Origin of the sequence: Paenibacillus plantarum, from assembly GCF_013141695.1 — a bacterium.
Taxonomy (GTDB): Bacteria; Bacillota; Bacilli; order Paenibacillales; family NBRC-103111; genus Paenibacillus_E; species Paenibacillus_E plantarum.
Map to the genome: position 1 here is coordinate 22,528 of NZ_WHNY01000089.1, position 24,738 is coordinate 47,265.

Here is a 24,738-nt window from a genome sequence, read left to right on the forward strand (position 1 = left end):
GATGTTGGCACCAAAGAGAAGTTTCATGCAGCAGGTAGCGTATCTGATAGGTATGTATGGCCATTTTCTAAAAGTGTATGTCAAAACGTTAGTCGCATATCGTGCGGATACGATCATTGCGGTCATTGCAGGGATCGTTGCGCAGGGAAGTACGCTGATTTTTTTGACGGTCATTTTCAAACGCATTCCGATGTTGGCAGGCTGGGACTACAACGAGTTAGTCTTTATGTTCGGACTTGCGGCCACGGGTCGAGCACTGAATCAAACCTTTTTCAATGCGCCTTTCATGCTAACAGGCAACATTCGGAATGGACGAATGGATATGATGATGGTGCGGCCTGTCGGTGTACTTTTTCAAACTATAGGCTACTCGCAAGAATTGAATGGCGTCGGCCAATTGATTACTGGCATTGCAATTATGGGCTATGCGGCGTCTCATTTGGACATGAGTTGGACGTTCTTAAGCGTGCTATATGTCGTGATCGCTTTATTATGTAGTGCTCTTATTCAATTCTCGATTCTACTAACGATTAGTGTATTAACGTTCTGGTTTCAGGAGATACGATCTCTCATTTATCCAGTCACTTGGCTATATGATTTTACAAGGTATCCCATGCAAATCTTTCATCCGATTCTACGTGGGTTGTTAACTTACATCATTCCCTATTCATTGGCCAGCTTCTATCCAGCGGCGTATCTATTGCGACCAGAGCAATACGGCTGGGCCGTTTGGGGCGTTCCAGCCGTAACGATGGTGGTCGTAATGGGGGCATATTTTATATGGTCGCAGGGGTTAAGGCGTTATTCGAGTGTGGCGGGATAAATTGTTCGTTGCGGCTACAGTCGATATACATGGGATACACACCTTCCTGAATGGAAGGAGCGACTTTCATGGTAACAGGAGGCATCACTGCGGTCAGAGGCTCCTGCAAGTTGGATGCCGTCTGTCTGAGGCGCTTACTCTTCTCGAAAACATCAATGACGAGATAGTACATAATACATAGCACGATAAAACCCAATCCGCAGATTTGTAAGTTTTGCATCCTAGTACGCCTCCTATGAATCATTTTTCATAGATTAACGCATTTCGGATGCGATGTCGCTCGAAAGTCGGTGTCGTTTTCTGACATATTGTCAAAAGGCTCCTAAATGTTTTCCTTTATCTTGACATTAATAGTGAGAACCATTATCATTCGTTGTAGAAGACTAAATGAAAATGATTATCAATAGGTGACGAGAGTGAACGGCATCATGAGGGGGCTAGTCGATATGGAACATAGCGAGAATGGTATTGGCGTCGGGAACTTGCAGGTTATTGCGGATTTTCAATTAGAACGCTGGCTGCATACCCTTACTCATGAAGATCGTGGGACAGATACGCAGGATTTGAATTGGCAGCAGCTTACCCAATTCGCAGCATATCACGCGATCAACGCATGGTATACATTACCACCTGCTGCTCGGACACAACATGTGTTAAAGAATGAATTCGAGAAAAAGTGGACGAATAAAGTGCAGAAATTCGGGACGGATACCTTTTATAGTGAGGTTAAACATCGCGTCATTGATCAGTTGTATCATATTCTGACGAATACAAGTCGGATCGAGTGGCCGATCCTTTTATTTGAAAGCATGGATGTATGGATTGATGAGTTAGACTTGGGATTATCCATGATCGTTCAAGTGATGGAATCTTCACAACAATCCGTTGTAATTCATAAATTTGTCATGGAAGACAGCGCGGCTTCGCTTGCTCTGTTTACACATATGTCGGTTGTTTTTTGTAATAAGGCTTTCGGAGAGAAGCATGTGCAGCTTCACGTCGTCAATCTGATGAGCGGCAAGCAGCAACGCATCGAGACGAACCATTTCACAATGGAACAATCGCTCGATTATCTCAGGCTTGTGAAAGATGTGTATTTGGAAAGTCGCAGATGTACCTGCTGCAGAGAGGACGGACTTCATGGAAACAAATTCGACTTGGCAATCCACCAATGACTTGCTGTCCCTAAAGTTTACTACGTTGACCGCATCCCGAGAAGGGGTATTGTATGCGGGAACGGAAGGACATGGTGTGGTCCAGTTCTCGCCGTTACGTTCCTGGGAAAGCGCATCTGAAGGGTTGCCAGCGCAGGTTCATGTATACCGATTAGATTGGGTGGAGACGCAGTTATTCGCTTCTACGAGCCACGGATTATATCATTTAGAGGATGAAATATGGCAGCAAACGAGCATCACCGATCCCTGTTATGCGGCGATTGGCTGGGGTGATCGATTCGTTCTCACGGAGAACGGGTTGCTCTGTGGAAATGATGATGAATGGCTGCCGCTGGCCTACCGAGGGAAGAAAACTTATGATTTGCTAGTGACGCCTCATTTTATATTCCTGGGCTATGAGGATGGCGTTGCCTTCTATGATTTATTTACGGGAGATTGGTGCAGTATGCCTCTCCATCAAGCGGTGACTAGTTTAGCCGTATTCAACACGATGCTGGTCGGGACGACGGAACGCGGGGGCTTGATCGTGGGCAATAAGAATGGCGGATTCAATCAACATCGGTTCGATGGGATGTTCTTGAATCGCTTAGTCACGCATCGCGGCGAAGTCTACGTGTGTGCCAATACGGGGCTGTATAAGTTGAGCGAGATCAGAGGCAACATTATCCTGCACGCGTTAAATGCGCAAGCCGAGGTGACGGATCTACTGATTTGGCGTGATATGATGGTCATATCGACGCGTGACTCAGGTATTAAATATAAGCATGCCGATAAGTCAGGTTTTCAAACGGTTTTGTAATACATAGAAGCTCCCAGCGATTTTTTCGCGGGAGCTTTTTTCAATTGGTCTTAGGAGAGGACTAACTAAGCATGCCAAATCCGTGGCATGGCTATCGGTTCTTTCCCCAGCTCCGCCCAAATATAGGAAAGCATCAGACGGGATTTCAAATCTTTAGAATCAGGATCATCCCATAGATTGCGAATTTCACCCGGATCCTCTTGGAGGTCAAAGAGTTCGCCATACGTTTGATTATAGTAGACCGTTAGCTTATATCGATCATCTACATATGTTTTCTGATGAATAGTCGTCTTCTCGTGGCGGAACTCGCAAATCGCATGGTCGCGCGCGCGTTCGGCTTGACCCGTCCACACGCTGCTTTGGTCGACGCCTGTCATGAAGCAAGGAACAGGGATGCCAGCCATGGATAGAAAAGTAGGCGCGAGATCGACGAGAGATTGGATCGCATTCGACGTTTTACCCGCTGGAACGTGACCCGGATAACGGACGATGAAAGGGAGTTTAATCAAATCTTCATAATGGAAGCCGCCTTTGTATTGGAGGCCATGCTGCCCGAAGAAGTGACCATGATCCGTAGTGAATACAACGATCGTATTCTCGGCAAGCCCAAGCTCGTCCAACCGATCCAAAATGCGGCCAATGTGTGCGTCCATGCAGCTGATCATGCCGTAATAGGTGGCCACGAGTTGCTTGCGCTCACTTTCTGGCAGATGAGAATGTGAGTGATAACCATGGATGCCATAGCCGCTTTCTTTTAAATAGGAAAAGTCGGGTTTCTCTTCTTGCGTGAGCTGAAAGTGAGGTGGATTCTTCTCGTGCTCGCCTGGTGTGACGGTTGGGATGGTCAACTTCTCTGGATCATACATCGTGTCCCATGGTGAAGGAACTAAGTAGTCGGGATGCGGATCGAAGAAGCTCGACCATAGGAAGAAGGCATCATCGGACTCCTTGTATTGTTCTAGCAGTGCATTCGTTCTTTCAGCAATCCACGTATTATAGTGGAACTCCTCCGGAATAGCCCAATGATGCAGCTGATTAGGGTCCATAGTGCCAGTCGGAGCTAAGAAATAATCCCGCCAATTCGTGAGCCCTTTCTCCTCCATCCATAGCGCATAATGTTGTCCCACATGAGCTTCATTCGTATGATTCCGTGCTAGTTCAACATGGTCAAAGCCATAGAAAGGTTGGTCAAATGCTTTCCAATAATCCAAGTCCTGCAGAATTGGATAAGCTTCTAGTGAGGGATAATCCTCTGTACTTTTGAGCGGTTGGAAATGTGCTTTACCGATCAGTGCTGTGCGATAATCCGCTTTCTTGAAATCTTCACCAACGGTATGTCGATCTTCCAATAGCTTCGTGCCGAGCGTCCATGCACCATGTTGGCTAGGATATTGTCCGGTTATAATGGAAGATCTAGTCGGTGTACAAGTCGGATTGGGGCAATAAGCCCTTGTAAATGTCGTTCCTTCTTGAACGAGTCGATCCAAGCTAGGCGTAGATAGCTCTGGATTAAAAGCGCCAATCGTGTTCCAATGCTGCTGATCACTTGTGATGAGTAGAATATTTGGTTTTTTCAAGGGGGATTTCCGCCTTTCTTTGTTCTTCTTACATGCTAGGTTCAGTATAGAAATACGAGGGAGAAAATAACATGATAGAATGTTAGAAAGTTGTCATTATGTCTACTTTTTCGTAAAATTAGATAAGGAGAAATAGAGGGAGAGAGGAGTTCCGAGATGCAAGAGTATGAGATGGAATTTGCCGATGTTTGGTTCGCTATTCCCCACCCTTTTCAAACAGCCAGCGGCTGTTGGATTGTACGCGCAGGTCAGAATATTGCCAAGTCCACGTATCACATAGGGCCCAAAGTGATTGAGCAGACGAGCTTTCATTGGATTGTGCAAGGCAAGGTAAGGGTGACTTCACTTGACCATACCGTTGAATTAAGCGAAGGGGATTTATTTTGCTTATTTCCCGGACGGCCTTATGTATACGAAACGATGCAAACGGAAGACAGTACCTCGCCGTTGAAAATGATTTGGCTAGCTATGGAAGGCAATCAATTACCGTTATTAACAGCCGAGTTTGGCCTAACGCCACAGAAGTATTGGTTACATGGCATGGTGAATAACGAAGTTGGAGAAGCACTGCGAAGCGTGATAGGGGCCATTTCGGGGACGAAGAAAAATATGTATCTCGAACAGCGGACAATTAGTGATCTTTTTTATAAAATGAACCTGCAAGCGAATCGCTCAGCCTCCCAAGAGAAAGAGAACTGGCTCGCTCAGGTGAAGGATTTCTTTGATTTGCACTATACGGAGCATATACGGGTCGAGGATGCCGCCCACCATTTTGGCTACCATCGGTCCCATGTGTATGCGGCCTTTCTGAAGAAGTATGGCACATCACCGCAGCGGTACTTAGCCACCAAGCGTTTGGAGAAGGGCGCCGAACTGCTCAAAACCACGTCGTTATCGGTAACAGAAATCGCCTACTCGTTGGGTTATTCCGAGTTATATGCCTTCACACGGGCATTTACGACGTATATGGGGGTCTCACCACGAAGTTATCGGGGGTAATCTTCAATAAGCTACCAATATCCGGCAGCCGATACACCAGTAATCCTTTTGAAACTCCAAGGCCCCTTAAAGAAACTGGAGTCTTCCAACCTATTAATAACTTAACTGTAAAATATACATCTATTTCCATAATTTAAAGCTATGAATCGAGATTAGATGGAAAAAGTGTTGTTATTTTTCGATTATCCGTCAGTTAAACTGAAAATAGGTAGGAATAACTACATATTTTCCAGTTATTTCATTATTAAGATGAAATATCGGGGATTTAACTGCACTTTTTCCATTTATTCAGCTGATTGGGTAAACCCACCCCAACAGTGTTCTTGCATGATTGCAGGAATTTGGGATGTCAGCAGATGTTGGGGGGATATGAAGACCGTGTTCCCTTGGAATTTAAGGGAAGCGGTCTATTTCATTTTTGACAGTTGAACGTTGACCATTGTCCTTCAGAATGCCATAATCGATGATAAAACGAAATAGGGAGTCGGCCAACTATGGGATTACGTTCAGTCCTTGATACATATCGGCATATGAAGATCAAAAATAAGTTGTCGATTTTGATAACGATGATTATCGCGGTTTCCTTGGCATTTACCATTCTGATCCAGCAATATGTGTTTTCGATCTACGATGGACAAATTTATGATAAGTCTTCACGCGTGCTCAATTTATCGTCTACCGCGATTGAAACGGAGCTCAAGCGATTGCAACAGCTCTCTTACCGTATTTTAGCAGAAGAACAAGTTCAGGAATGGTTGACTTCTCTCAAAAAGAATCCATCTGATTATGATCGACTCATCATTAGTCAATACTTGGTAGATCGACTAATCAGCTATTCCGGAGAGGAACCTTATTTATTTTCCATTCAAATTATGGATGCCAAAGGAAATGAGCATGAGGGCGGCAACATTTTAAGAATGGACGCTGAACGGAAAAGGCACATTTTGAATGTAGCTGCGGAAGGCAATGGGGAAAATCGTTGGATATACCCGGACAGCAATGATTCTGCCTTGATTGCAACGCGGGAAATTCGCTCCTTTCACAAAACGAACTTTGATTTGGATTATTTAGGAACGCTTGTTATTCGAATCAATATTGAGAAGCTTGTACGCGATATCGCACCCGAAGAGGGCGATGTTCTGATTGTTTCGGATGAACATGTGATCTTTCCTAAAGAACCATCCTTCGATTGGAGTCGTATTACGAAGACTATGGACGCTGGTAAAGGTTATGAAATCCAGAAAATTAACGGCGAAGAATATTTCATTGCCCAAATCCAGTCGTTGAATACAGGTTGGACTTACTTGAACATTACCCCATTTAATCAAATATTTGACCGCATCATCTTCATCAAGGAAATGGTCGTTTTTGTCTTTATTGCGATATTCGTAGTCGTGATTTTGTTAGGCATACGTTTCTCGTACAGCTTAACTAGGCCCATCGATGAGTTGATGGTGCGGATGAAGCTGGCGGAGAAAGGGAATTTCGAAGAGGCGAATTTATTTCCGCCAGGCGGGCAAGTAGCCATGAATGAAATCGGTCTCTTGCAGCGAAGCTTCCGATTCATGATCGAGCGGATTAATACATTAATTCAGGAGAATTATGCGAATCGACTTCTCATTAAAGAAACGGAATTTAAAGCGTTACAGTCCCAAATTAACCCGCATTTTCTGTATAACACGTTGGAATCGATTAATTGGATGGCCAAAGTAAATCGACAATCCAAAATATCCGAGATGGTGGAAGCTCTGGCTTATTTACTTCGTCACTCTGTGGATTTAAAAGAGCCCATCATTACACTCGGTGAGGAAATCGATATCGTGCGAAGCTATGTGACGATTCAGAAAATTCGCTTCGAAGAGCGATTGGTGTTCCGGTTGGATGTACCTGAAGAATTAATGAGTCGGGCTATTCCCAAGCTGACCCTCCAGCCTCTGATGGAGAATGCCATTCATTATGCGCTAGAGTCAATCATTGAGCCTTGTGAAATTACAATTCGAGGTTGGAGTACAGAAGATGGCATTTTCCTTGCTGTTGATGATACGGGACCAGGGATTCCCGGTGGCCTTTTTGAAAGACTGCGTAGTGGTGAAGTGACGACGAAGGGGAAAGGGATCGGACTCCTGAATATTGATGATCGGATTAAGCTTGCTTTTGGCGAAGCGTACGGAATTCGAGTAGATGAGTCAGCCAAGCAGGGGGCTACTATCATTTTAAGTTTACCTAAAGGGCAGGAGGAATAAGGAATGTATAATGTATTGTTAGTTGATGACGAGCGAATTATCCTAGATGGCATCTCACGTATGGTGGATTGGTCTTCCTTACAAACGGAGCTAATGGGGACTGCGCGTAATGGTGTTGAAGCTTTTGAAATTATACAGAGACAAGCGCCTGATATTATCATAAGTGATATTCGTATGCCTGGTATGGATGGGCTTGAGCTTGTGGCGCGTGTGCATGAGGCGTATCCGCATATTCGTTTTGTACTGCTTTCGGGTTTTGGTGAATTTGACTATGCGAGCAGAGCGATGCAGTATGGCGTCAAGCATTATTTACTCAAGCCAACGAATGAAGGGAAGATCGGGGAAGCACTTAAGGAAATCGTGGCTGAGCTTGAACAGGAGACAAGTAAAGAGTCGTTCGTTCGGAACATGAAGGCAGAGCTTGAGAAAGTGATGCCGCATGTGAAAGAACAATTCCTTAAGGAATTTGTGACGAATAAGACCTATGGCAAAGTGGATTGGGACTATTTCCGAAGCTTATTTAAGCTGGATTTTGATTACCAAATTCGACTTCTCTTGTTTCAGTTGGAAGAGGGATTCGAGTTTGAGCTATTGTTCGCCATCAAGAATATTGCACAAGAAATCCTAGTTAGCCCTCTCCTCAGTACGACAATTGGGAATCATGTCTTAATATTACTGGAAGAATCAGATCAAATGGATCAGCTCCATGAGCGAATCTATCATATACGAGACACTTTTCAAAGTTATTATAAAAGGGATGTCACGATCGCGCTTAGTGAGCCTAGCCACATAACTCAAGCAAGAACGCTGTATAGGCAATGCCTTCATTTGCTGAACTATCGCTTTTATTTGGGGGAAGGCAGTCTCATTACTCGTAAGGATACCGAAGGCTCTCAAGAAGCTTCACCGAAGGAGCTGGGTTGGGATGAGGAACGTCTCAATATGTCGGTAAGATCCGGCCACCGTGAGGAAGCGGAAGCAGCTTTACGTGCTTTTATTGGGGGATTGAAAGAAGCTCAGCTTGATATTGATGTAACGAAATCGTACGTCATTCAGCAATTTGTATCGCTTGTTCGACAGTGCGCACCCGAAGAAATGAATCATTATTTCACCCAAATTCCCTTGATTGTTGAAATGAACACACTGCAAACGATTCAAACGTTTATGGAGAATGTTGTCATTACGATGACGGAACGATTCTATGGACTTAACAAAGTGAAGCATAGTGCGATTGTTCAAAAGGTTATTGATGTAATTACTTCTCAGCTAGGGAACTCCGAGCTCAGTTTGAATTGGGTAGCGCATGAAATGCTGTATATGAATGCAGACTATCTCGGGAAACTATTCAAGAAGGAAACAGGTGAGAAATTTTCCAATTATGTCATGAAAGCAAGAATAAATAGAGCCACCGAGTTGATCGCTGAGGATGCGGATATCAAAATTTTCGAACTCGCTGAACGACTTGGTTTCGGTGACAATCCACAATATTTTAGTCAAGTATTCAAAAAATACCGAGGTTCAACCCCATCGGAGTACATGAAATCGACAGACACCTCTGCATTTTAAACAAATAGGTCTGTATTTTGGATTAACGTTTGCTCCTTCCAGCGGCATAATACGAGTAGAAAGAAAACGATTACAACTTTGGGGAGGAAATAACAGATGAAAAAAGTCATGTTTACAGTAATCTCGGCCGCGTTACTACTTGCAGGTTGCGGTACAAGTGGTTCTAGCGGATCAACAAGCACACCGAGCACAGGCACAAGCCCAGCAGCAAGTGCAGCACCAACGACAAGTGCCAAAGCAGATCCAGTTACTTTGCGCGTTTCATGGTGGGGCGGACAAGCACGTCATGACTATACATTGAAAGTGATTGAATTGTACCAGCAGAAGCACCCGAATGTGAAAATCGAATCGGAGTATGCCGCATTCGACGACTATTGGAAGAAGCTTGCACCACAGGCTGCTGCAAACGGACTGCCAGACGTCTTTCAAATGGACGTTTCCTACCTGACACAATATGGAACTAGAGGGCAATTGGAAGATTTGACACCATTTACAACAAGCGGTGTGTTGAATGTGAAAGATATTGCTGAAAACAGTCTTTCCGGTGGTAAAATTGACGGTAAACTGGTTGCCATGAATGCAGGATCCAATGCCCTAGGTGGAACCATCGATCCGCAAATGTTGAAAGACAATGGCATTACCTTGAAGGATGATTGGACATTTGGTGACTTGGACGCTGTCGGCGCGACGCTGAAAGCCAAAGGCAAGTTGCTCGCTGGTGACCTTCGTCATGACGTATACTTCCCGTTCTATCTGAGAAGTGTTGGTCAAAAGCTATACGCGGCTGATGGCGCTAGTCTCGGATATGCCGATGATAAAGCCTTTGTTGACTACTACACGATGTACAAAAAATGGTATGATTCCGGTTACTTGCTGCCGCTAGATAAGTTAGCACAGAAAAAAGGAACGGCAGAAGACGATGAAATGGTGCTAGGCAATGCGGCTGCAACTTTCGCTTGGTCTAACCAGTTCATTGGCTTCAATACAGCAGCGAAGCGTTCGCTGGATATCATGAAAACGCCAAGCTGGGGTCAAAACAAAGCACTATTCTTGAAACCAAGTATGTTCTGGTCTGTGTCCAAAAGCTCGAAGAACAAAGAAGAAGCAGCCAAATTCGTTGACTTCTTGATCAATGATATCGATGCGAACAAAATTATCATGGGCGAGCGCGGTGTACCCGTTTCCTCCAAAGTAAAAGAAGCTTTGATGCCGCTATTGACGCCTGAACAAAAGAAAGTATTTGAGTACGTAGCATGGGCAGAGAAAAACGCTTCTCCAATGGATCCGCCAAGCCCAATTGGTTCCGTTGAAGTAGAGAAACTGCTTAAAGATACGGCTGAACAAATCATGTACAAAAAATTGACAGTTGAAGAAGGCGCAGCGAAATTCCGTAAGGACGCGAACGCAATTTTAGCTAAAAACAAAAAATAAGCTTGCTCCGAAGCCTCCGCATAGCAATTTGTGCGGGGGCTTTTCATCGTTGAGACGGGATCGTCAGCTTTAGTGATCAATCAAAAGTTGAGGCTACGTAACACCTGAGCCTGCCGCACCCCACGATAGAAATGACCTTCCAATAGTACGATGTAACCGCTATTATCACTCTGTTATTTATACAAACAGAACGGTTTTTTGCCTTCTGGCAGCGAATCAACTCTTTTATAATAAAGATAGAGAAGAGAGGAAGCGAGGCTTCCGCTTCATAAATCAAGGTTAGGGGTTGATCACCAATGAACAAGCTGCGTTATAACGATAACCTGGTGGGGTACATATTTGCTTCCCCTTTCATTCTGGGATTTCTCATCTTCACACTGTATCCCATCATTTCATCGCTTTTTTATTCATTTACGGATTACAACTTGTTTGATGCACCGAATTTTATCGGTTTTGACAACTATGAAAAAATGTTTACCGCGGACGACAAGTATTGGAAATCCGTCAGTGTAACCTTTACGTACGTGTTCGCCAGCGTGCCACTTCGACTCGCATTCGCGTTAATGGTAGCAGTGCTGCTTAATAAAGCTGTCTCAGGTATCGGCGTTTACCGCTCCTCGTTTTACTTGCCTTCCTTGATCGGGGGCAGCGTGGCAGTTTCAATCATGTGGACGCAAGTGTTCGGAGATAAAGGTTTGGTCAATTCCGCACTTGGTGTTATTGGGATTCACACAGATACATCATGGATCGGAAACCCGTCGACGGCGTTATGGACACTGATTGCTTTGTCCGTCTGGCAGTTCGGTTCTTCCATGCTCATCTTCCTTGCAGGTCTCAAAAACATCCCAGCGTCTTATTATGAAGCAGCTAGCGTAGACGGTGCGAATAAAATTCGCCAGTTCTTCAAAATTACGCTTCCGTTGCTCAGCCCAATTATCTTGTTTAACCTGATTATGCAAACCATCTCTGCGTTCATGACTTTTACGCCAGCCTATATCATCTCACGCGGCGAAGGTGGACCGCTGGACAATACCTTACTTTATTCTTTGTACTTATACCGCAGAGCATTCCAATTCTACGAAATGGGTTATGCTTCCGCAATGGCATGGGTCATGCTAATACTTGTGGGTATCATTGCACTCGTTATTTTCCAAACATCAAAATACTGGGTTTACTACGAAAACAAAGGAGAGAAATAACATGGCACATTCGAATAACTACAGACGCTTTGGCTATCATCTCCTTTTAGTCCTATGTTCACTTGTGATGATGTACCCCATCATTTGGTTGCTTGCGAGCTCGTTGAAGCCAAATAGTGAAATTTTTTCAACCGCTTACAGCTTGATTCCGAGCAAGATCGCTTGGGAGAACTTTCAAACAGGCTGGAGAGGTTTCGCAGGCAATTCATTCGGTCGCTTTTTCATGAACTCGTTCTATATCGTGATCCTGTCTACGATCGGAGCGGTGGCCAGTTCAGCCCTCGTTGCTTATGCGTTTGGCCGTATTCCCTTTGTCGGAAGAAACTTCTGGTTCGGCTGTATGATGCTAACGATGATGTTGCCTCACGATGTTACAATTATCCCGCAATACGTATTGTTTGCGAAGTTAGAATGGATTGGATCCTTTAAGCCGATCATCGTGCCCCAGTTCTTTGCAATTCCCTTCTTTATCTTCCTGATTATGCAATTCATTCGGACGATTCCCATTGAGCTCGATGAAGCTGCTAAAATGGACGGCTGCAGTAAATACAGCATCTTTTTCCGGATTTTGGTTCCACTTATCGTGCCAGCGCTCATTACATCAACGATCTTCTCCTTCTACTGGCGCTGGGAAGATTTCATAAACCCGCTGCTTTACTTAAATAAGCCGAGTATGTACCCTGTGTCCCTGGCCTTGAAACTTTTCTTGGATGGAGAGTCAGTGAACAATTGGGGCGGCATGTTCGCAATGGCTTCCGCGTCACTGGTACCGATTGTTGTCGTGTTCTTCATTTTCCAACGGTACATTGTTGACGGGATTAGCACAAGCGGCTTGAAAGGATAGAAGATGAGAGGAGAGCTTATAGACATGCCGAAATTAGTATTTGAGGAAAATGATATCAGATCAGCCATCGACCGAGTCGTAGATCGCACGTTTCGTATGGACTTCGGATGGGATTGGCCAGGTGGTGTCGCCTTTTATGGAGTTTGTGAAGCTTATGCAGCAACAGGGAATGAATCGTATCTAACTAGATTGAAGGCTTGGGTGGATGAAAATATGGAGGATGGCTTGCCGAAGCTTTCGGTCAATGCGGTGTCCATCGGACACTCCCTTCTTACTCTATATGACGTGACAAAAGAAGAGAAATATCTAGACACGGTGAAGGAAATGGCGGAATTCCTTGCGACAAAAGCGGAGCGGTTTGGAGAAGATATCCTCCAACATACGGTTAATTCCGAAACATATAACTTTCCAGAACAAGCTTGGGTAGATACGATGTTTATGGCTGGTTACTTCCTGCTTCGTGTTGGTACACTACTGAATAATAATGACTATTTCGAGCTTGGCTTGAAGCAGTATCATGGACATGAGAACGTCCTGCAAGATGCGAGAACCAACCTGTACTATCATGGATGGGACAATATTGCTCAAAATAATATGTCCGCTATGTTCTGGGCACGCGGGAACTCCTGGGCTGCGCTCACGATGGCACGCGCACTTCATCTCGTAGAAGTTACGCATCCTTCGTTCATGATTATTGATGGCTCATTGCGTGATCAACTCAGCGCAATTGTTCGATTGCAAGATGAATCAGGCTTGTGGCACACCATTCTGAATGACCCGACAGCTCCACTGGAGACGTCAGGATCAGCCGGAATTGCCACTGCTTTGCTTACACGCGGGAGATTGTACAACAAATATACACAGAAGTCGATCGACGGTATCTTAGCGCGAATTACCGAGGATGGCACAGTAACTGGTGTATCCGCAGGAACGGCTGTCATGAAAAATGCTGAAGGTTACAAAGGCGTGCCGGACAAACGCATTCAAGGTTGGGGGCAAGGGTTAACCTTGACATTCCTTGCTGAGGTGCTGAATTCGAAGAAAAATAGTTTTGGAAATGGTTGTTAAGCAGTGAATAGTTGACGTCAAACCTCCAGTTCATTTCGGATTTTACGGCTCATACCGTAACTGTTCGAAAAAAAGCTGGAGGTTTTTGTGTGTTATCCATCACGGATTAATTTCCGGCCAACTGCATCGCCACTGCAATCAAGAATAATGCGAATGCAATGACCGCAGACCAGAAGCGAATCCGATCTAATTGAACCCATCGGCTTATGACCGATTGCCAACCACTTGGTGGGGCTTCGGGGCGCCAATCCAAAATGCTCTTATTAATCGGAACAGTTCCAAACAGTGTGATCAAGATCCAACTCAGTAAAGCAATCACGCCTGCTACTTGTAAGCGGAGTCCAGGGCCGGTATTCAGTGTTAATATGGCAACCCCTGAAAACAAAGTCGGCATGTAGATAGAAGGCACCAGTACGCGTAGTCTGCGTATAAGTGCTTGACGGAGTTGGATATGCGGTTGGTCTGGTAGAGCAGCGAGCGGAGGTCGGACACCGTAGAAAATCACAAATTCTTCTCCGGCAAGTAACCCGGCAAGGAACAGATTTATTACCTCGATTGTGGCGTGGAGCATATGGAATGTCCTCCTAGTGGTTATGTATTAGTTATAAATTTAAACAATAATTATAAACGCCATATAAACAAGTAAAAAGACTTTATTATTCCTTCACGGGTATTCGGTTCTCAAATCGTTTTGTTCGTACATAGCCGGAAATGTCCGTTTTGAGATATCATATAGGTGTTAGAACACAATATCGGAGGGAAACATACGAATGAAACGGAATCGATTAGGCACTTCGGAGCTCATGGTAGGTGAGGTTGGTTTAGGCTGCATGTCGTTAGGCACAGATCAACAGCTCGCAATCGAGATGATTCATGCAGCATTGGATCTAGGGGTAAATTTCTTAGATACGGCAGATTTGTACGAAGAAGGTCTCAATGAAGAAATCGTCGGACAAGCGATTCGTGATCGCCGCCGTGAGGAACTTATTATAGCCACGAAAGTGGGTAATCGACGAATTCCAGGCCAAGATGGCTGGGCATGGGATGCGTCCAAAGCATACATACTCTCCGCGGTCAAAGATAGTTTGAAAAGGCTGCGCACGGATTACATTGATCTATATCAATTGCACGGGGGTACACTGGAGGATCCGATTGATGAGACGATCGAAGCCTTTGAACAATTGAAGCATGAGGGGATCATTCGCTATTATGGTATTTCCTCGATTCGTCCTAATGTCATTCGTGAATATACAAACCGCTCGTCGATGGTTAGCGTCATGAGTCAATATAGCTTATTGGATCGACGGCCGGAGGAAGCCGTGTTGCCTTGGCTTGCCGAACATTCGGTCAGTATGATAGCTCGCGGTCCAGTGTCGAAAGGAATTCTGTCGAGCGGAGGACAGGGGCGGCTTCAGAAAGGATATCTTGATTACACAGTAGAATCACTTTACACCCTTCATCCCCAATTACAGGAGCTAGCCGATTCAAGTGATCGCAATCTAAGCCAGCTTGCAGTTCGCTATGCATTATCGCATCCAACGGTCGCTGTGACCATCCCAGGAGCCAGCTCAATGCATCAATTGTTGGACAATATCGACGCAGCAGAGGGACCGCCTTTAACAGAAGAAGAGGTAACCCTACTACGTAAGTTAACCCGATTGAATAGATATGAACAACATCGATAAATTTAGAGAGGCCCATGCAACTACGCATGGGCCGTTACTTTTCATTTAGCATGAGATTCAATTTATTTCATATTCGCGTAGTGTTCTAATAGCTCTTAAATAATCAACTCGACGTCGGTTTAATCCAAATATCCGAGTGATAGGCTTTCATAAAGTGCAATAGCTTTTCGAGAACCTCAATACCCTTAGTTTCCGCTTCTCTCGCAATATTTAACAGTTTAATAGCGCTATCTGCTAGGATTGGATTCTTTGGCTGACCGCCTTGAGGGAAAGGGAAGATTTCGCGTAAATCACTTAAAGCTTCCGCCACGGTTTCATAATGAGCAGCAGCCTCTGCCGCTTTGCTTCGGACTGTTCGTTCCACGACATTGCTGCCGTCCCATTTGATGGACATTTCTTGAAGGAACTTGACAGCAAATTCTCTAGCATCAGCTGCAACCGCAATGTTGTAAGCATTACCGAATTCCTCAGCGTTTCGATTCTCCATAACTTGGATCCACGCATCATACCCTTTTAGTCCTTGCGTATAACGGTCTTTGAAGTTATATGTCCACTCGCGCCCACGAGCGTGTTCCACAATCATATCCAGTGCCATACGGAGCATCTCATATTTGGAGTGAGGAAGACTATCTTCGATTGTGACTAAAAATAAGACAGGAATTTTAGGTCGACCGAAATCTGCGTATGTAATTGTACCCTCTTGGGAGACATCCTTAGCATTAAAGATTTGCATATCGTCGTCGTAACCGTAAATCAGTCCGAATTCCGGAATAAATAGATCGAAAACAATAGCTGGATAGCCTTTGTCAACAGATCGCTGGATAAGTGCTATTGTTTGCTCCAAATTGTCAGGAGATACAGGTGTAGAGGCTTCTCCCATATTGCTGGTATAGCCCAAGTTGCATAAATTCCTGCGAAGAATATAACCTCCAGGAAAAGATGTTGGACCTGCGACGTTTACTTCAATTGGATCGATATTAAGCCGAAAGGCGTGTCCAGTGAACCCCATAACGTCTACAAGGGAGAGCGCTTTTTTATCCGTGTAACTGACCGCTCCATATACGGCACTTGCAGCGGAAGTCATTGTTTTCGTCCAATCACGCTGGATAAGTCGTTCAGAAATCATGTTAGGATACCACCTTCATGAGAATGTTAGATTGGGGGAGAGGCCAGAATGGCACGTTTTGGGCGACCTAATGCTGCTCGTTTCTGTACATAGCTGTTAAGGGAAACACGGATTCGCTCTCGATAGACTTTGGATTTGGATCTTGACAATATGTTGTAAACGTTGGCAGTCGTTGTTTGAAACAGTGAGGCAATCTCGGCTGGCGTCAGTTCATCGAAAAAATGAGCTTCAAATATAGCTCTTTCCCGCTTGCCAAGGCATGAAAGTAAATCGCGCAAACACTGGAACATATCCGTTCGTACTAATGAAACCGCTGGATCAGCACGAAACTGTGCTTCTTCCGTAGCAGAGCGGGATAGACGTAATAAAATTTCGTCAATATCGCTCCAATCGGTATCAACCGTCGACGTGTCTCCGGCTTTTTGCCTGAAGTCAGAGAAAGGCCGTTCCTTGCCATAAGGTCCGCCGCGTCGCATTTTCATATATGCCTGGTTGCGAACGATTCGTTGCAGCCAAGGAATAAAACGCTCCGGATTCATCAAGGTACCCATGTGTAGGAATGCTCTAATGAGGGCCTCCTGCACAATGTCTTCGGCAATCGAGCTGTCTTGCGCGATTGTATTCGCCCATCCGAGAGCTTTACTCCGATGATAACGTACTAATTCACCGAATGCCTCCCGATCACCAGAACGCGCGCGCTGTACGAGCTCCTGTTGCTCATCTAATCTAACCTTTTCCAATGACCTGCCATCCTTTCATTCTCCCACTACAATGTTTGATGCCAAAGGACATATGATTTCTATCATGTATTGAAAAAAAAGAAAAATATATTTTCTTCCTGCAGTAATTGAGATGAAAAGGGGAGTTTGCATGGCTTTCCTAATTCAATTTTATCACGAAAGCTGTTTGAAAATAAAAAGCGGTATCCAGGACCTATTTTCAGTCCATCGATACCGCTTAATTTTCGCGTATGTCCTCACATTATTTGGATCGTCCATACTGTTTCCCAATGTCCACCATGCGTCGATACAGCTTACGATTAGACATGTTCTTCAGCGGATAGAACTGAGGTCGGGTATTCACTTCTAGAATCCACGGTCTCCCTTTGGAATCAATCGCGACGTCGAGACCCAGTTCTCGGAATCCTCGATTATGATCTTCAAAAGCATACCCAACTTCCACGCCTAGCTGCTTCAATTGCGCTTCACGTTCTTGAATATCAGGTGTAGAATAGCCTGCTCCCCGCATAGTGGGCTTGAAATAGCCAATGGATCCGCCTTGATTATAATTCGTAGCTACTTTTCCTTGTCTGCCGATTTTGGCGAAAAGGCCAGTGCTGACCCATTCACCTTTATTCGTTTTTTGCACCATGACGCGAATATCGAAAGGTCTGCCTTTCGTCTTGGCGAGCTTAATCCCTTTCTGGAGTAAATAGGAACGCTTACCCGCATGTTTGGACAATTTGCTAAGCAGTATCTTCCGCGTGGTATAGAAGTTTTTTGTATGATTCAATTGCGTTTGGAAGCCTTTCGTCTTCCGCTTGATGCGGATAATATTGGAACCGCCGGAACCATCCGTAGGTTTGAAAAAGACTGTTTTATAATCATCCAGCATCATATGCAAATTAGTTTTCGTAAAAAGCAACGTTCGAGGGACATAGTGGCGTAATTGAGGTTGTTGAAGCAACCATTTGGTTTTACGCCATTTGCTCTTGATTGAACTGCTTTTATACGTGGGCATAGGAGTACACCTCTTTTTAGACAGCGTATGTGAGGTGGACGCTGCTTGTCAGTGCTTATACCCATTGGAGCTAGCGAATTTGCATTTACTTATCCAGTAAAGTGAAGTTGTTACCTAGCTGTGAATTGAATTACTTTGTGTTCATATCGGCCAATTGTTAGCTGCCCCTTCAGGTAGATTGTTCCTGTGATCGGGTCGACGCCATCACGTGGAAGAGTTACGCTGCCGCCCGCACCGTCCATATTAACCACGACCCATACATCGCGGCCATCTCCATGTCTCGGTGCAACAATGGTACCTGCTGTTACATCAGTTCGCAGTTGCACCCCAGCATCATCCGCATACCGCAGGATGAGCTTGTTCAACAATTGCTCGCCTTCCTCGCCGGTCGGCATAGAGCCAAGCATGACGATCTTGCCTTTGCCATAGGCGCGCTCAGTAATGAAGGCCAGCCCCGGTGTCAGTCCCGATTCGACGGTTCCAACGGCGACAGCTTCCTTCGGCTCGAAGACGGAGCTCCAAAGCGAAAGCGGTGCAGCGACGCCAAAGGCGCTGCCGATGGATCCGCTGCCGTCCATGGGGAACGTGTAGACCGTTTCCACCCCGGCTAGGTGCTCCAACTCACCGAGTGCAGCATTCGTATGCATGGTGTGTTCTTCGGTGCGTCCGCCAGAGAGAGGGCCAACCACCCAAACACCGCCTTCGGCAACGAACGCAGAAGCACGCTTCATCAGATCCGATGAGATATAAGGGAGGAATGGTGTAAACAGCAGCTTGTACCCGGCTAGCTCGGCACCCTCTGGCACGATGTCCCGGTGAAGTCCTAGATGGAGTATCCGCTCGTAGAAGCTGGTTACAAGTCCGCGATGATTGAGCTTTTGATGCGGTTCGGTTTTCAGAAACGCTTTGGAGCGATCCGAATAAGTCATGGCAACTTCGGCTTGCGTAGGTCGAGTCGCTAAGATAGTGGCTTCAATTTCTTGTCTAGCCTGTTCGACTTCCAACACATTAGGGAAACCAACCGTAGGCTTGCCCCATGTGCTGATCACAGAGCCGTGTGGCTGCTCGCAGCCTGCTCGCTGCTGTCTCCAGAGCCAATAACAGAAGGCTTCTGCTCCGAGTGCATAAGCAGCAACAGCTTCCGCTTTGAGATAGCCATTAGGATGCGGCTTTGCGTAGCTTGCAAGTGAGGCCGCATGGGAGGGACTCGTTTCCATGATCCAGTAATCTCGACCGCGCTTAAAGTTGCGCCACAGGTCGTTATTTAATAAGTAGTTCGCTGGATGATCGTAGGTTGCATACGTATCGAACGACGCAAAATCCAATTCGCGGAATAAACGCTCATTATCTACGCTGAAAGCGACGCTGCTGTTATGTGTGATCGGTGCATCCGAAAATTGGCGGATCATCGCCGCTTGTTCATCGGAGAACTCCGCAATTTTCTCCATCGAAAATAGTTGGTACATCGTACTGAGGGAAGAGTTGTGCAAGAACGGCGCAGGACCAGGCTGCGGTACTTGCTCGAAGCTATGATAGTATTCGCTCCAAATTTGTGTGCCCCATGCCTCATTCAACTTTTCAACGGTTTCGTAACGCGCTTCCAGCCATTCATGCCATTGTACAAGACAGGTTCCACACATACATTCGGATACATGCGCTTTGAACTCATTATCGATCTGCCAACCGATCAGACCTGGCAAGCGTCCAATAGCCCGCGCAATATGCTCGGTAATAATGGACGCTTTTTCACGAAAATAAGGATGATTCGTACATGCATGCTGACGCGACCCATGTCCCATCACTTGCAGTTGCTCATTCACATACATCCGTTCCGGATGACCGTGCGTGAACCAAATTGGCGGTGTTGGAGTCGGCGTACACATAACCGTATCTATCCCATTTTGATGGAGAAGGTTAACCATTTGCACAAAAAATCCAAGGTCAATATTCCCCTCCGTTGGCTCCATATTAGACCAGGCGAATTCGCCGATGCGCACAACATTCATGCCTGCTTGCTTCATAAGAACGATATCTTGTTCAATGACCGATTGATCCCAAAGCTCAGGATACCAGGCCGCGCCATGATATAACTTTTTACCCATTACCATCATCCATCCTTTTCTTTAGAAAGATAGTTTCTACTATAAGTGCTATTTTACTCAGGGGCAATAACACATTCTTGCTGGGTAAAATAGGAAGTTTCAACTGTTTTGAAGGGTTTGCACTTTCTTGATGCAACACGAAATCAACCATTTGGAAGGGCTTACAAGAATGTCTGATAGGCGGTAAATCACAGGCGATGCATAATAGGGCTACAAACGCTCACAAGGCGATCATGACATGGAGGTGAAAAGGATGAAGCAGGCAGCTGCTCCTAACAACAGAGAGCTGATTCAGGTGACCGAGGCGAAAGGGCTTCGCAGATCACAGGTGTGGGCTAGGTTGCGCAAGGATAAATGGATCTATGCATTGTTAACACCAGGCTTATTGTATTTCATTATTTTTAAATATGTGCCCATGTGGGGCGTGCTGCTTGCCTTTAAGAATTATCAGCCTTTTCTTGGTTTTTGGAAGAGTGACTGGGTTGGCTTGGAACATTTTCGTGTGTTTTTTCAAAATCCAGAGTTTGTCATGCTCCTCCGCAATACGTTGTTGCTTTCGTTATATAATTTGGTGTTTTACTTTCCGGCACCGATTGTGCTTGCACTCCTATTAAATGAAATCAAAGTCAATATGTATAAACGAACCATTCAAACATTAATTTATGTGCCGCATTTCATATCATTAGTCATCGTGGCCAGCTTAACTTATGTTTTCCTAACGACACAAGACGGATTGGTTAATGAGCTTTTGCAGAAATATGTGGGGCACAAAATTGACTTCTTAGCTAGTCCGGAATGGTTCCGGCCGATGATTATTATGCAAACGATTTGGAAGGAATGCGGGTTTGGTACGATTATCTTCCTTGCAGCGCTTGCGGGAGTCGATGTGGAACAATACGAAGCATCCATCGTGGATGGCGCTAACCGCTGGAGACAGCTGTGGCACATTACACTGCCGTCGATTCGCAGTACGATCGTCATTCTGCTTATTTTGCGGATGGGGGATGTGTTGGACAACGGATTTGAACAAATTTTCCTCATGCTGAATCCATTGAACAGGGAAGTAGCTGAAGTATTTGATACCTACGTCTATATGATGGGGATTACGCAAGGAGCATTTAGTTACAGTACAGCTGTTGGATTGTTTAAAGCGGTCATTGGCGTCATCTTGGTACTCGGCGCGAACTGGACAGCGAAGAGGTTCGGACAATCCGGCATTTATTAATACGAATATGATAGGTAAAGGAGGAGAGGGGTTTTGGCAAAGCAATATAAGAGCGTTCCCGGAACCATCTTCGATGTAACGAATTATGTTGTACTTGGCGTTATAGGGATCGTTGCCATTCTACCATTTCTATATGTCATAGCAGGGTCGTTCGCTTCGGATGCAGAATTGACACAACGTTCCGTGTTTCTCATACCAGAGACGTTTACTTTATCTGCTTATCGCTTTATTTTCTCAACAGATACGATTTTGAAAAGTATTGGGGTATCGCTGTACGTCATGGTTCTTGGTACCTTTGTGAACTTGTTCTTCACTGTTACAATGGCTTATGCCTTATCGAAGCGTGGGCTAATGGGACGAAATACGGTACTAAATCTAATTATTTTCTCCATGCTGTTTGGCGGCGGATTAATTCCAACCTTCTTGGTTGTACGTCAGCTGCACATGCTGGACACCTACTGGGCTTTAATGATTCCTGGCGCGATTAGCGCTTTTAACTTGATTATTGTCAAAAATTTCTTCCAAGAGATCCCTCCCGAATTGGAGGAAGCCGCGAAGATTGATGGCTGTACAGAGCTTGGGCTTCTGTGGCGGATCGTGCTGCCGCTATCAATGCCCGTATTGGCCACTTTCACTTTATTTTATGCCGTAGGTCATTGGAATAACTTCTTCTCAGCATTACTGTACATCAACGATCCCTCCAAATGGCCGCTGCAAGTCATGCTCAGACAGATTGTTTTACTATCTCAAGCGGCAGCAGGGGATATCAATGCCATGGATCCGAATTTCGTGAAACCGCCCGAGCAATCCATCAAGATGGCCGTTATCGTCGTGGGCACCATTCCAATTTTGCTTGTCTATCCGTTCCTGCAAAAACATTTTGCCAAAGGGGTCTTGATCGGCTCGGTCAAGGGGTAACGGATTACGATAAAGGCAAGTCCATAACCTAGAGGAGGCATGTTTAGATGAAGAGAAATGCGAAGAAATGGGTTGCCGCAGCAACCGTAGGCACAGCTGTCATGACAACAATCGTTGGTTGCAGCAGTGACAAAGAGGGAACAGCAACACCTGCAGCATCCGCCTCAACCACACAAGCAGCTACACCGACCAAAGCGCCAGAGAATCTTGCCCCACTGGATCTAAGCATCATGCTTCCGATCTTCAAAACGAATTTCCCGAAAGACGATGGTCCTGTTACAACAGAAATTGAAAAGAAAACGAACACCAATATTCATCTGGAGTGGGTCCCGAACGCTTCCTACACAGATAAATTTAATATTACATTGGCTTCAGGCAAGCTGCCTCAGATCATTTATGTTGGTGATGTGAAAAATCCAAGCTTTGTAAACGCAGCCAAATCGGGGGCGTTCTGGGAAATCGGGAAATATTTAAAGGATTACCCGAACCTCAGCAAAGCGAACGAAGTCATTATGAACAACTCGTCGGTTGATGGCAAAAACTACGGTATTTACCGTGGACGTGCTTTGGGTCGGAATGGGATTAACTATCGTAAAGATTGGTTGGAAGCGGTTGGTATGCAACCTCCAAAAACGATTGATGATTTCTACAACATGCTCAAAGCGTTTAAAGAAAAAGATCCTGACAAAAACGGCAAAGACGACACATACGGCATGGTATTGGTCAAATGGACGGGGCAATGGGCAAGCGGCTTTGATATTATGAAACTCTGGTTCGGTGCACCGAACAAATGGGGCGTTGTAGACGGTAAGCTCGTACCTGAACATCAAACCGCCGAATATCTGGAAGCCCTTAAATTTATGAAGAAACTATATGACGAGAAGTTAATTAATCAGGATTTTGCTGTGTTTGATTCAGCGAAGTGGAACGATCCAATTGCCAACAATCAAGCAGGGGTCATCGTAGACGTAACCGACAATGCCGCACGTATGGATGATAAAATTCATGCAGCGCTTGCCAAGGATGGCAAAGATAATCCTAACATTCATTATGTAGATAATATGATTGGTGTTACAGGTAAAAATGGCTTGAAAGCATTGCCTACCTCCGGATTTGCAGGTATTCTAGCTGTTTCGAAATCGACAGTGAAGACGGAAGAGGAACTGAAACGTGTACTGAAATTCTTAGATCAAATGAATGAGCCTGATCTTCAAACGTTAGCTGGCTACGGTATCGAAGGCAAGCATTATACGAAAGATGGAGACGCGCTTGTGGTGAGTAAAGATACAGCACTTCTCGAGTCCGAAGTCGAAGGATTGAACCAAATGCTGCCATTTATTCCGGAAGATCGCGGTTTGAAAGTGAAGCAAACACCGCTTCGTTTGCAAACGACGAAGATTCAAAAAGATGCAGAAGCAAACATTGTGGCCAACCCAGTTGAGCCATTCATCTCCAGCGTGTACTCGCAAAAAGGTCAACAGCTGGATAATATCATCAACGATGCGCGTATTAAATTCATCGTCGGTCAAAGTGACGAAGCGGCTCTGAAGGCTGCTTTTGAAACTTGGAAGAAATCGGGTGGAGATGATTTGGTGAAGGAAATGAACGATTTGTATGCGGCTGCGAAGAAATAGTAGTTAGTAATAGATGTGAGCGAGGGGCACCCGAGAGGGTGTCTCTTTCCTTTTCTGAAAAAGAGTTGTTACTATCTTTTTAGGGATATGCTAGGATGAAAAGAAAGTCAGATAGATAGAATCACAAAGGGGACTTTTATTATGATTTTACAAGGCGGATATCCATTCCCTATTCTTCTTAGCTGCATTGTTTTTATGATTTTATTCGTCTGTGGTCTCCGCTTTCGCAAAACACCTGAGTCTATCTACTTCACGGTCACGATGGCCCTAATGTCTATGCAATGCATATTTAGCATTTATGAGATCCTTGGAGTTACGCTCGAGGACAAATTGATGTGGCGCAATGTCCAGCAGATTCCCCTCTACTACTCTCCAGTGATGATATTGGGCGTTATCATGTCCTTCATAGGGATAAGTCGAAGAACCATTATTCGTACTGTTGCTATTTTGAGCCCGATTATCTTGCTCTACTGGATCCTGCTGTTCACGGATTCCTATCATCATCTGATTCGAGATTCAGTGACACTTGTTGCACGTGGGCAGGAAAATGTGCTGCAAATTGGGAAAACACATCTCGGGCTTCT

Annotated in this window: 22 protein-coding genes; 15 read left to right on the forward strand and 7 right to left on the reverse strand. The window is 45.1% G+C overall.

Annotated features, from left to right (window positions below):
* Position 1: 1 nt before the first annotated feature.
* Complete coding sequence (locus GC096_RS35165; protein ID WP_171637357.1) at positions 2-823, forward strand: ABC transporter permease; 822 nt, start codon at positions 2-4, stop codon at positions 821-823.
* Here GC096_RS35165 and GC096_RS35170 read toward each other — a convergent pair.
* Positions 777-1,043, reverse strand: a complete 267-nt coding sequence (locus GC096_RS35170; protein ID WP_171637359.1) for a hypothetical protein — start codon at positions 1,041-1,043, stop codon at positions 777-779. The two genes, GC096_RS35165 and GC096_RS35170, sit on opposite strands and share 47 nt — an antisense overlap.
* A 226-nt stretch (positions 1,044-1,269) precedes the next feature.
* Between GC096_RS35170 and GC096_RS35175 the strand changes: the two genes are divergently transcribed.
* A complete protein-coding gene (locus GC096_RS35175; protein ID WP_171637361.1) occupies positions 1,270-1,998 on the forward strand; it encodes a hypothetical protein in 729 nt (242 codons plus the stop codon).
* A complete protein-coding gene (locus GC096_RS35180) occupies positions 1,964-2,797 on the forward strand; it encodes a hypothetical protein (protein WP_171637363.1) in 834 nt (277 codons plus the stop codon). The genes GC096_RS35175 and GC096_RS35180 overlap by 35 nt, the downstream gene beginning before the upstream one ends.
* 65 nt (positions 2,798-2,862) lie before the next feature.
* On the opposite strand, the gene GC096_RS35185 is transcribed toward GC096_RS35180, so the two are convergent.
* Positions 2,863-4,374 carry a sulfatase family protein gene (locus GC096_RS35185; protein WP_171637365.1) on the reverse strand — a complete coding sequence of 504 codons (1,512 nt, stop codon included), beginning with the start codon at positions 4,372-4,374 and terminating at the stop codon, positions 2,863-2,865.
* Positions 4,375-4,530: 156 nt separating this feature from the next.
* On the opposite strand from GC096_RS35185, the gene GC096_RS35190 reads away from it, so the two are divergent.
* From GC096_RS35190 to GC096_RS35220, 7 genes are all read left to right on the forward strand, one after another.
* A complete protein-coding gene (locus tag GC096_RS35190) occupies positions 4,531-5,373 on the forward strand; it encodes an AraC family transcriptional regulator (RefSeq protein ID WP_171637367.1) in 843 nt (280 codons plus the stop codon).
* Between the two features lie 494 nt (positions 5,374-5,867).
* Positions 5,868-7,616: a sensor histidine kinase gene (locus tag GC096_RS35195; protein ID WP_171637369.1), complete on the forward strand. Its 1,749-nt coding sequence runs from the start codon at positions 5,868-5,870 to the stop codon at positions 7,614-7,616.
* A 3-nt stretch (positions 7,617-7,619) separates the two neighbouring features.
* A complete protein-coding gene (locus tag GC096_RS35200; protein ID WP_171637371.1) occupies positions 7,620-9,182 on the forward strand; it encodes a response regulator transcription factor in 1,563 nt (520 codons plus the stop codon).
* Positions 9,183-9,278: 96 nt separating this feature from the next.
* Positions 9,279-10,613 carry an ABC transporter substrate-binding protein gene (locus tag GC096_RS35205; protein ID WP_171637373.1) on the forward strand — a complete coding sequence of 445 codons (1,335 nt, stop codon included), beginning with the start codon at positions 9,279-9,281 and terminating at the stop codon, positions 10,611-10,613.
* A gap of 296 nt (positions 10,614-10,909) precedes the next feature.
* On the forward strand, positions 10,910-11,812 hold the full coding sequence (locus GC096_RS35210; protein ID WP_056613083.1) for a carbohydrate ABC transporter permease: 903 nt from the start codon (positions 10,910-10,912) through the stop codon (positions 11,810-11,812).
* Between the two features lie 67 nt (positions 11,813-11,879).
* Positions 11,880-12,656, forward strand: a complete 777-nt coding sequence (locus tag GC096_RS35215; RefSeq protein WP_376769549.1) for a carbohydrate ABC transporter permease — start codon at positions 11,880-11,882, stop codon at positions 12,654-12,656.
* Between the two features lie 24 nt (positions 12,657-12,680).
* On the forward strand, positions 12,681-13,724 hold the full coding sequence (locus GC096_RS35220) for a glycoside hydrolase family 88/105 protein (protein ID WP_171637377.1): 1,044 nt from the start codon (positions 12,681-12,683) through the stop codon (positions 13,722-13,724).
* A 106-nt stretch (positions 13,725-13,830) separates the two neighbouring features.
* Here the strand turns inward: GC096_RS35220 and GC096_RS35225 are convergent, their stop codons facing one another.
* On the reverse strand, positions 13,831-14,295 hold the full coding sequence (locus GC096_RS35225; RefSeq protein ID WP_171637379.1) for an anthrone oxygenase family protein: 465 nt from the start codon (positions 14,293-14,295) through the stop codon (positions 13,831-13,833).
* A gap of 199 nt (positions 14,296-14,494) precedes the next feature.
* Here GC096_RS35225 and GC096_RS35230 point away from each other — a divergent pair, with 199 nt between their 5' ends.
* Positions 14,495-15,409 carry an aldo/keto reductase gene (locus GC096_RS35230; protein WP_171637381.1) on the forward strand — a complete coding sequence of 305 codons (915 nt, stop codon included), beginning with the start codon at positions 14,495-14,497 and terminating at the stop codon, positions 15,407-15,409.
* Between the two features lie 103 nt (positions 15,410-15,512).
* Here GC096_RS35230 and GC096_RS35235 read toward each other — a convergent pair whose 3' ends face one another.
* The 4 genes from GC096_RS35235 to GC096_RS35250 form a co-directional block, all read right to left on the reverse strand.
* Complete coding sequence (locus GC096_RS35235; RefSeq protein ID WP_171637383.1) at positions 15,513-16,535, reverse strand: hypothetical protein; 1,023 nt, start codon at positions 16,533-16,535, stop codon at positions 15,513-15,515.
* 26 nt (positions 16,536-16,561) lie between these two features.
* Complete coding sequence (locus GC096_RS35240) at positions 16,562-17,275, reverse strand: RNA polymerase sigma factor (RefSeq protein ID WP_171637385.1); 714 nt, start codon at positions 17,273-17,275, stop codon at positions 16,562-16,564.
* A gap of 241 nt (positions 17,276-17,516) precedes the next feature.
* The gene (locus tag GC096_RS35245) at positions 17,517-18,275 is read right to left on the reverse strand and encodes a YheC/YheD family protein (RefSeq protein ID WP_171637387.1); all 759 of its coding nucleotides are present in this window, start codon (positions 18,273-18,275) and stop codon (positions 17,517-17,519) included.
* Between the two features lie 110 nt (positions 18,276-18,385).
* Positions 18,386-20,377, reverse strand: coding sequence for a beta-galactosidase YesZ (locus GC096_RS35250; RefSeq protein ID WP_171637389.1), 1,992 nt, complete (start codon positions 20,375-20,377; stop codon positions 18,386-18,388).
* A 253-nt stretch (positions 20,378-20,630) separates the two neighbouring features.
* Here GC096_RS35250 and GC096_RS35255 point away from each other — a divergent pair, with 253 nt between their 5' ends.
* From GC096_RS35255 to GC096_RS35270, 4 genes are all read left to right on the forward strand, one after another.
* Positions 20,631-21,602, forward strand: coding sequence for an ABC transporter permease (locus tag GC096_RS35255; RefSeq protein ID WP_171637392.1), 972 nt, complete (start codon positions 20,631-20,633; stop codon positions 21,600-21,602).
* A 33-nt stretch (positions 21,603-21,635) separates the two neighbouring features.
* Positions 21,636-22,520 (forward strand): carbohydrate ABC transporter permease, encoded by an 885-nt coding sequence (locus GC096_RS35260; protein WP_171637394.1) that lies wholly within the window; start codon positions 21,636-21,638, stop codon positions 22,518-22,520.
* A 47-nt stretch (positions 22,521-22,567) separates the two neighbouring features.
* On the forward strand, positions 22,568-24,154 hold the full coding sequence (locus GC096_RS35265; protein WP_171637395.1) for an extracellular solute-binding protein: 1,587 nt from the start codon (positions 22,568-22,570) through the stop codon (positions 24,152-24,154).
* Positions 24,155-24,295: 141 nt separating this feature from the next.
* On the forward strand, positions 24,296-24,738 hold a 443-nt coding region (locus GC096_RS35270), incomplete at its 3' end, for a histidine kinase N-terminal 7TM domain-containing protein (protein WP_171637397.1).